Here is a 7,166-nt window from a genome sequence, read left to right as displayed (position 1 = left end):
TCGCAGGTCAGCTGGTTCGTGATGTGCTGGGGGAGGCGGGGTCGGCCGGTGAGCCAGCCGCCGCCGGTGTCGAGGTGGACCTGGACCCGGTATCTGGCGGACCGCGCCCGCCGCGCCGCCCCACCCGAACCACCCGACCCGGCAGACGCGTGACTGCCGGTCGTGGTGGTGGCGGCGTCGAGGGAGCGGGTGGCGAGCACGGTCAGCGCGTCGGCCCACGTGACCAGGGGCTTGCCTGCGGCGGTGCAGCACCGGTCCGGGTGCAGCACGTCCCCGTTCAGGGCCCGCTTCTCCTCCTCACTCACGCNTCACGCCCTCGCGGTTGGCGGGGTCGTGGCTCAGGGTGTGGAAGAGGTGGTCCTTCGCCTCGGTGAGCGCGGCCTCGACGAGGGCGCCGACCTCGGCGGGCGCGTCGTAGCGCAGCCGGAACCGCCCCTCCGCGTCCAGGCCCATGCTCAGGTGCGCCGGCTCGACCGGCGCGGGCTTCACACCGGTCCCGACTCCGGGTCGTGCTGCTCGGGCTGGAGCTCGCCGGGCAGGCCGCGGCCGCGGTCGTCGACGGTGTCGGGCTGCAGGGTGAAGTCGTAGCGGGTGACCGAGCGCTGCAGCTGGGTGACGGTCGCGTGCTGCGCGAACTCGGCCACGGTCGCGTCGAACGCGGCCGGGGTGTGCCGGGCCACGACCGCGGCCTGGTCCAGGCTGATCCGCCCCTCCCGCAGCGCGGCCGCGGTGGCGGGCAGCTCCCCGGCGCGGCGGGCCAGCAGGATCACCGCGCCCGCCTGACCCCGGGACAGTCCCGCGCGCAGCATCAGCCAGTGCTCGGGGGAGCGCAGCCCCGCGGCCTGCCACGACCCCNCGCGACGAAGTCGACGAGCCGGGCGTGCGCGTCGTGCAGGTCGGCGGCCAGGGACGCGACGTGGTCCCAGTCCTGCTCGATCTGCTGCGCGGTCCGGCTCTGCTCCATCCCCTGATCGTACAGGTGTTCGATCGACCCGACAAGACTTGTCCACACGAAAAGCACTGTCCCGCAACGGTTTACGACTCAACAGCGTTCAGCGGTACGACTTCGCCTGCAGCTCGAAGAGCTCTGCGTAGGCACCCCCGGCGGTCATCAGCTCGTCGTGCGTCCCCTCCTCGGCCACGCGCCCGTCGACGGTGGACGACGCTGCGACGAGCCACGGCACCCCGACGGCGACGCCGGAGACGAAGAGCGCGTTGACGGCGACGAGCACGACCCCGAGCGGGTGCACGCGGAACTGGTGGCGCACGAGTCCGAGCACGGGATCCCCTGTCGTCGCGGACGCTGACTGCCCTCCGGTCTACCCGACCCCACCGACGAGCGCACCCGGATAACGTGGGCCCATGGGAGACAACGCGATCGCTGGGACGTCGTGGGTGGTCCAGGAGCTCGGCGGTGTCGTCACGACCGACCCGAAGCCGTAGCTGGCGTTCGACGAGGACGGCCGGGTCACCGGCACGACCGGCGTCAACCGGGTCATGGGGCGCTACGAGGTGGCGGAGGGCCTGCTCACGGTGGCCGATGCAGCCACGACCCGCATGGCCGGCCCGCCGGAGGCGATGGAGCAGGAGCAGCGACTGCTCGGGCTCTTGGACGCGCCGCAGGCGTTCGTCGTGACGGGCGACCGTCTCCAGGTCGGCGACGGCGAGACCCTCGCGCTCCTCGTGCGGCCGCGAGAGGGGTTCGACGTCGGTTAGCGTGGACGGCATGACGGGCCAGCCGTACTGGGAGAGCGCCGTGGACAAGCAGATCCGCGAGGCGCAGGAGCGTGGGGACTTCGACAACCTGCCGGGCGCAGGCAAGCCCCTCGACCTCAGCGACTCGGGCGATCCCGACTGGTGGGTCAAGCGCTTCGCGGCCCGCGAGCAGCTCGACCTGGCCGGTGCGCTGCCGGGAGCGCTGGGCCTGCGCAAGGAGGCGGCGGGCTACCCGGAGTCGCTCGTCGACGTCCGCACCGAGGCGCAGGTGCGCGAGATCATCGAGGGCTACAACAAGCGCGTCCTCGCCGACCGGCTGCGCCCCGCCGTCGGCAACCTGCCGCCGCTCATCGCCAAGACCCTCGACGTCGACGAGATGGTGCAGCGGTGGCGACCGCTGCGCGAGGCGCTCGAGGAGCAGCAGCGCGCGGCGCGCGACGAGGCGGCGGCCGCCCGGGCCGCCGCGCAGCAGCCCCGCCCGTCGTGGTGGCGCCGCCTCCTCGGAGGTTGAACGCGCCCTACCCAAGCGGCGTCCCGCGTGTCACGATCACGGGGAGCCGTGTCCCCGCGCAGGGCCACCCGTCGCAAAGGTGCGCATGTCCACAGCCTCCGGACTCGAAGCGGCCCTGACTGCGTTCGAGGACCCCGCAGCCAAGGCCCGGGACCTGCTGCGCCTGCACCGCTCCTGGGCGCACACGCACGAGGTGCCGGCGGGCGCGCGCGGTGTCGTCGCGCGGTCCTGGCTCCGGCAGACGCCCGAGGGCGACAAGATCTCGACGCCGATCTCCGACCACGCCCTGCTCGCCCGGCGCGAGCGCTCGCGCCTGCTCGCCTCGGTCGTGCCGGTCCTCAAGGACCGCCTGCTCCCCCTCGCCCACGAGGCCGGCAACGAGCTCGTCATCAGCGACGACGAGGGCTACCCGCTGTGGATGTTCGGGCCCTCGCCGATCCGTCGCCGCAGCGACGGTCTCGGCTTCGTCGAGGGCGCCCGCTGGCGCGAGGGCGACGTCGGCACCAACTCGCTCGGAACGGCGATGGAGGAGCGCAGGCCCGTCCAGATCTTCGGCCCCGAGCACGCCCGCGAGGACCAGCACGCGTGGGTGTGCACGAGCGCCCCGATCCTCGACCGTCGGGCGCGGACACCGCTCGGTGTCGTCACCCTGAGCGGGGCCTTCCGCACGGCGCACCCGCACACGCTGATGCTCGTCACCATGGCCGTCCGCGAGGCCGTCGACTCGCTCGCCGGCCAGCACGAGCGCGACCTGCGCCGGGTCGCCCGTGCCAGCGAGTCGTATGCCGGGTCGGGTCGTTTCGTCGTCGTCGACCGTCACGGGTGGGTGGCCCGGGCGGAGGGCTACGGCGTCGGTGAGCGGGTCTGGGTGCCGGGCAGCCTGCGCGAGGGCACCGTGTGGGTGCCCGAGATCGGGCAGGTCCGCGCCGAGGCGATCTCGGGCGGCTGGGTGCTCCACGAGGCGGCCACGACCGCCGCCACGCTCGAGGTCGTCCGTCACCCGAACCCGCGCGTCCTCGTCATCTCCGCAGGCTCGACCGTGGAGATCGCGCTCAGCGAGCGCCATGCCGAGATCGTCGCCCTGCTGGCGCAGCATCCCGCCGGGCTCGACACCGCCGCCCTCATGGCGCGGCTCGACGGCGCGACGACGCCCGTGACGATCCGGGCCGAGATGTCGCGCCTGCGCAAGCGCCTCGGCGGCCTCGTCGACAGCCGCCCCTACCGCCTCACCACGCGCGCGACGGTCCGGCCCGACGCGACCTGAGCACCCGGCATACGCCCTCTGGGTCTGCCTGCAACGTTCTGCAACCCTGTCCGGCGACCCCGGCCGCTCCTAGCGTCACTCCCACGACCCCACCACGTGGACAAAGGAGTTGGCGATGGGTGAGCAGTTGACGGCGAGCGAGTGGCTCGCGCGGTTCGGGGACGCCTTGGCCTCCGGCGAGGTCGACCGGGTGACCGGTCTCTTCGGCGACGAGTGCTACTGGCGCGACCTGATCAGCATGACGTGGAACATCCACACCTCCGAGGGCCGCGAGCAGATCGGCGACATGCTCTCGGGCGTCGAGCCCGGAGCATGGCCCACCGACATCGTGGCGACGAGCGAGTCGGAGTCCGACGGCGTCCACGAGGCGTGGTTCACCTTCGGCAACGCCATCTTCACCGGCAAGGGACTCGTGCGCGTCCGCGAGGGCCTCGCCTGGACCCTGCTGACCAGCGCGCAGGCGCTCAAGGACCACCCGGAGCCGTCCGGCACGCGCCGACCGCGCGGCGCCGAGCACGGCGTCAACGTCTCGACCGAGAACTGGCTCGACAAGCGGCAGCAGGAGGTCGAGTCCTACGGCGTCGACGCCGAGCCCTACGTGCTCGTGGTCGGCGGCGGCCAGGGTGGCATCGGCCTCGCCGCGCGGCTCAAGCGTCTCGGCGTGCCGACGCTCGTCGTCGACAGGTACCCCAGGCCCGGCGACCAGTGGCGCAGCCGCTACCACTCGCTCTGCCTGCACGACCCGGTCTGGTACGACCACATGCCCTACCTGCCCTTCCCCGACCACTGGCCCGTCTTCACGCCCAAGGACAAGATGGGCGACTGGCTCGAGAGCTACACCCAGGTCATGGAGCTCGACTACTGGAGCAACAGCGAGGCGACGTCGGCGACCTTCGACGAGGCCACCGGCGCCTGGACGGTGCACGTGACCCGTGAGGGCCGCGAGGTCGTGCTCCACCCCGCCCAGCTCGTCCTCGCCACCGGCATGAGCGGCATCGCCAACGTGCCGACGCTGCCCGGCCAGGACGTCTTCCAGGGCGACCAGCACCACAGCAGCAAGCACCCCGGCGGCGCGCGCTACGTCAGCAAGAAGGTCGTCGTCATCGGGTCGAACAACTCGGCCCACGACATCTGTGCCGACCTGTGGCAGAACGGCGCCCAGCCGATCATGCTGCAGCGCTCCAGCACCCACATCGTGAGGTCCGACTCGCTCATGGACACGGTGCTCGGCCCGCTCTACTCCGAGGAGGCCGTCGCCAACGGGATCGACCACGACACCGCCGACCTCGTCTTCGCATCGATCCCCTACAAGATCCTCGCCGACTTCCAGCGACCCGCCTTCGACGCCATCCGTGAGCAGGACGCCGACTTCTACGCCGCTCTCGAGGCGGCCGGATTCGACCTCGACTTCGGTGACGACGACTCGGGCCTCTTCCTCAAGTACCTCCGCCGCGGCTCGGGCTACTACATCGACATCGGCGCTTCCGAGCTCGTCGCCAAGGGCGCGATCCGGCTGGTGCGCGGGCAGGTCGACCACCTGACCGAGCACGCCGTCGTCCTCACCGACGGCACCGAGCTCGAGGCCGACGCCGTCGTCTACGCCACGGGCTACGGGTCGATGAACGGCTGGGCCGCCCGGCTCATCAGCCAGGACGTCGCCGACGCCGTCGGCAAGTGCTGGGGCCTCGGCTCCGACACGACGAAGGACCCCGGGCCGTGGCAGGGCGAGCTGCGCAACATGTGGAAGCCAACCCGCCAGGACAACCTGTGGTTCCACGGGGGCAACCTGCACCAGTCGCGGCACTACTCGCGCTACCTGGCGATGCAGCTCAAGGCGCGCATGGAGGGCATCGACACCCCCGTGTACGCCCTCGCGGAGACCCACCACCTGGCCTGAGCCTGAGTGAAGTCTGGGAGTCCCATGTCAGGTGCATGGGAATGCCCCCGCGGCGGGTCGCGAGACCCCCGCGGGGGCAGGCACGGGGCTACGGTCGAGCGGCCCACCCGCACCCCGAACAGCCCAGAGGTGAACCCATGAGGCGTCCCACCCCCAGAGCCGCCGGCCTCGCGGCCGCAGCAGTCGGCTCGATCATCGGCTCCCTGGTCGTCGCCAGCGCGTCCCCGGCCCTCGCCCACGGCGACGCCGGCGGCCGTCACGACCAGACCCTGACCCCGCGTACCCAGTTCGTCATGGCGCCCGACGGCTCGAGCGGCGCGCGCGCCGACGGCGCCGGCATCCCCAACATCGACTCGGTGAAGAAGACGATCTACAGCTACTACGGCGACCCCGGCACGGGCCGGGCCGACCGGGCGAGCTCGCCGTACATCTCCGAGATGCGCTCGATCACGGACGGCCTCCGCGCGTCCCTGAAGCGCACGTACGCCGCGGCCGAGCGGGCCGGCACGAAGCCGGCCATCGTGTTCGACGCCGACGACACGACGCTGTGGACCTACGACATGGAAGTCGCGGACATGAAGTTCGTCTTCGACCCCGTGCGCCAGGACTACTGGGTGCAGCACCAGCTCTTCCCCGCGACGCCGACCATGGTCGACCTCGTCAACGAGGCCGATGCCATGGGCTTCACGATCTTCGGTCTCACCGGTCGCGGCGCGGCCCAGAAGGACGCGACGATCGGCAACCTCAAGGACGTCGGCTACAACGCCTTCACGCCCGACCACTACTTCACGAAGTGGGCCGGGTCGACGCCGCCCGCCTACCTCACGTGCGCCACGGCCAAGTGCACGACGGTCGAGTACAAGGCCGGCACGCGCAAGCACATCGAGCAGGACCTCGGCTACGACATCGTGCTCAACATCGGCGACCAGTGGTCCGACCTGCAGGGCGGCCACGCCGACCGCAACGTCAAGCTGCCGAACCCGACCTACTACCTCCCGTCGCCGAACCTCCCGGGTGTCGAGGAGCCCAGCCTCACCCAGCGCACGCACTTCACGATGGAGCCCGACGGCTCGAGCGGACTCACCGAGAGCGGCGAGGGCATCCCCAACATCGACTCGGTCAAGAAGACGATCGCCACCTACTACGGCGACCCCGGCACCGGCATCGCCGACAGGACGAGCTCGCCCTACATCACCGAGCTCGCGGCCCTCGAGGCCCGCAACACCCAGCGACTCGTCAGCGAGTGCCGCCAGGGCGTGCGCGCCGGCACGAAGCCCGCCGTCGTGTTAGACGCCGACGACACGACGCTGTGGACCTACGACATGGAGGTGGCGGACATGAAGTTCGTCTTCAACCCCGTGCGCCAGGACTACTGGGTGCAGAACAAGCTCTTCCCCGCCACACCCGGAATGCCTTCTCTCGTCAAGGCCGTCGCCGACTCCGGCTGTACGGTCATCGGCCTGACGGGTCGCAACACCGGCCAGAGGGCGGCCACGCTCGCGAACCTCCACGAGCAGGGCTACCCGCAGTTCACCGACGACCTCTACTTCACGAAGTGGCGCTCGACCGAGACGCCGCCGGCCTACATGCAGGGCCACTGCAAGGCCTACCCGACGTGCACGACGATCGAGTACAAGTCGACGACCCGTGCGCACGTCGAGCAGGACCTCGGCTACGACGTCGTCGCCAACCTCGGCGACCAGTACAGCGACCTCATCGGCGGCCATGCCGACCGTGCGGTCAAGCTGCCGAACCCGACGTACTACCTGCCCTGACGT

The 7,166-nt window shown here is 71.3% G+C and carries 6 protein-coding genes and 2 pseudogenes; 5 read left to right on the top strand and 3 right to left on the bottom strand.

Annotated elements, in window-relative coordinates:
* From ASG96_RS24310 to ASG96_RS17700, 3 genes and pseudogenes are all read right to left on the bottom strand, one after another.
* A pseudogene (locus ASG96_RS24310) lies at window positions 1–305 on the bottom strand (HNH endonuclease); the annotation flags it as partial.
* 180 nt (window positions 306–485) lie between these two features.
* Window positions 486–855 (bottom strand): annotated as a pseudogene (locus ASG96_RS24305) (DUF222 domain-containing protein); the annotation flags it as partial.
* Window positions 856–1,052: 197 nt separating this feature from the next.
* On the bottom strand, window positions 1,053–1,280 hold the full coding sequence (locus ASG96_RS17700) for a hypothetical protein (RefSeq protein WP_057588778.1): 228 nt from the start codon (window positions 1,278–1,280) through the stop codon (window positions 1,053–1,055).
* A gap of 163 nt (window positions 1,281–1,443) precedes the next feature.
* Here ASG96_RS17700 and ASG96_RS17695 point away from each other — a divergent pair, with 163 nt between their 5' ends.
* The 5 genes from ASG96_RS17695 to ASG96_RS17675 all read left to right on the top strand — a co-directional run bounded on the left by ASG96_RS17695 (window position 1,444) and on the right by ASG96_RS17675 (window position 7,163).
* The gene (locus tag ASG96_RS17695; protein WP_082591860.1) at window positions 1,444–1,716 is read left to right on the top strand and encodes an META domain-containing protein; all 273 of its coding nucleotides are present in this window, start codon (window positions 1,444–1,446) and stop codon (window positions 1,714–1,716) included.
* A gap of 10 nt (window positions 1,717–1,726) precedes the next feature.
* On the top strand, window positions 1,727–2,227 hold the full coding sequence (locus tag ASG96_RS17690) for a DUF1992 domain-containing protein (protein WP_056754236.1): 501 nt from the start codon (window positions 1,727–1,729) through the stop codon (window positions 2,225–2,227).
* Between the two features lie 85 nt (window positions 2,228–2,312).
* Window positions 2,313–3,491 carry a helix-turn-helix domain-containing protein gene (locus tag ASG96_RS17685; RefSeq protein ID WP_057588776.1) on the top strand — a complete coding sequence of 393 codons (1,179 nt, stop codon included), beginning with the start codon at window positions 2,313–2,315 and terminating at the stop codon, window positions 3,489–3,491.
* Between the two features lie 115 nt (window positions 3,492–3,606).
* Window positions 3,607–5,388 carry an NAD(P)/FAD-dependent oxidoreductase gene (locus ASG96_RS17680; RefSeq protein WP_057588775.1) on the top strand — a complete coding sequence of 594 codons (1,782 nt, stop codon included), beginning with the start codon at window positions 3,607–3,609 and terminating at the stop codon, window positions 5,386–5,388.
* A 137-nt stretch (window positions 5,389–5,525) separates the two neighbouring features.
* On the top strand, window positions 5,526–7,163 hold the full coding sequence (locus ASG96_RS17675; RefSeq protein WP_057588774.1) for an HAD family acid phosphatase: 1,638 nt from the start codon (window positions 5,526–5,528) through the stop codon (window positions 7,161–7,163).
* Window positions 7,164–7,166: the final 3 nt, after the last annotated feature.

The sequence above is a fragment of the Terrabacter sp. Soil810 genome (genome assembly GCF_001429645.1).
Classification (GTDB): Bacteria; Actinomycetota; Actinomycetes; order Actinomycetales; family Dermatophilaceae; genus Terrabacter.
The sequence above is the reverse complement of the archived record's forward strand: the minus strand, read 5'-3'. Positions and strand labels throughout refer to the sequence as shown.